Origin of the sequence: Vallitalea longa, from assembly GCF_027923465.1 — a bacterium.
Taxonomy (GTDB): domain Bacteria; phylum Bacillota; class Clostridia; order Lachnospirales; family Vallitaleaceae; genus Vallitalea; species Vallitalea longa.
In genome coordinates this window covers 1-2,916 of record NZ_BRLB01000039.1, presented here as the reverse complement: position 1 = coordinate 2,916, position 2,916 = coordinate 1, and the positions used below count along the sequence as shown (strand labels likewise).

The 2,916-nt window shown below is 49.5% G+C and carries 1 rRNA gene; it reads right to left on the bottom strand.

The window, feature by feature from the left end:
* Window positions 1–18: 18 nt before the first annotated feature.
* Window positions 19–2,915, bottom strand: a 23S ribosomal RNA gene (locus tag QMG30_RS24685).
* Window position 2,916: the final 1 nt, after the last annotated feature.

The window sequence follows — 2,916 nt, the reverse complement described above, 5'->3', positions numbered from 1 at the left end:
AGGTTCAAACATATTTCCTTGGTCAAGCCCTCGACCTATTAGTATCGGTCAGCTGAACATGTTACCATGCTTACACCTCCGACCTATCAACCTTGTAGTCTTCAAGGGGTCTTACTACCTTACGGTATGGGATATCTTATCTTGAGGGGGGCTTCACGCTTAGATGCCTTCAGCGTTTATCCCTTCCAAACTTGGCTACTCTGCTATGCACTTGGTAATACAACAGATACACCAGCGGTTCGTCCATCCCGGTCCTCTCGTACTAAGGACAGCTCCTCTCAAATATCCTGCGCCCACGACGGATAGGGACCGAACTGTCTCACGACGTTCTGAACCCAGCTCGCGTACCGCTTTAATGGGCGAACAGCCCAACCCTTGGGACCTACTACAGCCCCAGGATGCGATGAGCCGACATCGAGGTGCCAAACCACTCCGTCGATGTGAACTCTTGGGAGTGATAAGCCTGTTATCCCCGGGGTAGCTTTTATCCGTTGAGCGATGGCAATCCCACTTTCATACCACCGGATCACTAAGTCCTACTTTCGTACCTGCTCCACCCGTCGGTGTCACAGTCAAGCCATCTTCTGCCTTTGCACTCTTCGAATGATTTCCAACCATTCTGAGATGACCTTTGAGCGCCTCCGATACTCTTTCGGAGGCGACCGCCCCAGTCAAACTCCCCGCCTGACATTGTCCCTACACCAGTTTATGGTGCCAGGTTAGAAATCCAGTACTACAAGGGAGGTATCCCAACATCGACTCCACAAAGACTGGCGTCCTTGCTTCTTAGTCTCCCTCCTATCCTGTACATGTAATACCGAATCCCAGTATCAAGCTGGAGTAAAGCTCCACGGGGTCTTTCCGTCCTGTCGCGGGTAACCAGCATCTTCACTGGTACTACAATTTCACCGGGCGCGTTGTCGAGACAGTGCCCAAATCGTTACGCCTTTCGTGCGGGTCGGAACTTACCCGACAAGGAATTTCGCTACCTTAGGACCGTTATAGTTACGGCCGCCGTTTACTGGGGCTTAAATTCAGAGCTTCGCTTGCGCTTACCCCTCCTCTTAACCTTCCAGCACCGGGCAGGCGTCAGCCCCTATACTTCACCTTTCGGTTTTGCAGAGACCTGTGTTTTTGCTAAACAGTCGCTTGGGCCTATTCTCTGCGACCTCTGTTGAGGCACTCCTTATCCCTAAGTTACGGAGTCATTTTGCCGAATTCCTTAACAACGCTTCTCCCGTCGGCCTTAGGATTCTCTCCTCATCTACCTGTGTCGGTTTGCGGTACGGGCTCATACAAAACAATAGCGGCTTTTCTTGACAGTTTGGATTCAGAGACTTCCCTACTTTTATTTCGGTCCTATTCGTGCTTCAGAAACAGGTGACGGATTTGCCTTCCACCTTATCCTTTGCACTTGAACGAGTTTTTCCATTCCTCGTTTCTCTTATCCTCCTGTGTCCCCACAGTTCTGTTTGTATGCGGTACAGGAATTTCAACCTGTTGTCCATCGACTACGGCTTTCGCCCTCGCCTTAGGTCCCGACTTACCCAGAGAAGATCAGCTTTACTCTGGAAACCTTAGATATTCGGCCGAGAAGATTCTCACTTCTCTCTCGCTACTCATTCCGGCATTCTCTCTTCTTAATAGTCCACTGCTCCTTTCGGTACAGCTTCTTCCCTTTTAAGAATGCTCCTCTACCACTGATATTACTATCAATCCACAGCTTCGGTGTCATGTTTTAGCCCCGGACATTTTCGGCGCAAGATCTCTCGACTAGTGAGCTATTACGCACTCTTTGAATGTATGGCTGCTTCTAAGCCAACATCCTAGTTGTCTTCGAAATCTCACATCCTTTCCCACTTAACATGTACTTTGGGACCTTAGCTGGTGGTCTGGGCTCTTTCCCTTTTGACTACCCAACTTATCTCGTGCAGTCTGACTCCTGATGAGCATCTATATGGCATTCGGAGTTTGATATGTTTTGGTAAGCTTCGCAGCCCCCTAGACAATTCAGTGCTCTACCTCCATTAGACTCCATCAAGGCTAGCCCTAAAGCTATTTCGAGGAGAACCAGCTATCTCCGGGTTCGATTGGAATTTCTCCGCTACCCACAGCTCATCCCCACGTTTTTCAACACGTGTGGGTTCGGACCTCCATTACCTTTTACGGTAACTTCATCCTGGCCATGGGTAGGTCACCCGGTTTCGGGTCTACATACACTGACTTAACGCCCTATTAAGACTTGGCTTCCCTTCGGCTCCAGACCTTTAGTCTTTAACCTTGCCAGTATACGTAACTCGCCGGACCGTTCTACAAAAAGTACGCCGTCGATCTTGTATAGATCTTCGACTGCTTGTAAACATAGGGTTTCAGGTTCTTTTTCACTCCCCTCCCGGGGTTCTTTTCACCGTTCCTTCACAGTACTATTCGCTATCGGTCACTAGGTAGTATTTAGCCTTGGGGGGTGGTCCCCCCAGCTTCACACAGGGTTTCTCGTGTCCCGTGCTACTCTGGATCCTGCTAGCTCTCTCAAACTTTCACCTACTGGACTTTCACCTTCTTTGGTTGGCTTTCCCAAAACCATTCGGTTAGTTCTCAAGATACCTTATGCAGTCCACAACCCCTAGTAACTAGGTTACTAGGTTTGGGCTCTTCCCCGTTCGCTCGCCGCTACTTAGAGAATCGATGTTTCTTTCTACTCCTTCGGGTACTTAGATGTTTCAGTTCCCCGAGTTCCCCCTGCATAGTTATGTATTCGCTATGCAGTAACTGAGTTTTTCTCAGCCAGGTTTCCCCATTCGGATATCTCCGGTTCGATGGCTATTTGCGCCTCCCCGAAGCTTTTCGCAGCTTATCACGTCCTTCATCGGCTCCTAGTGCCAAGGCATCCACCCTATGCTCTTATTAGCTTGACCT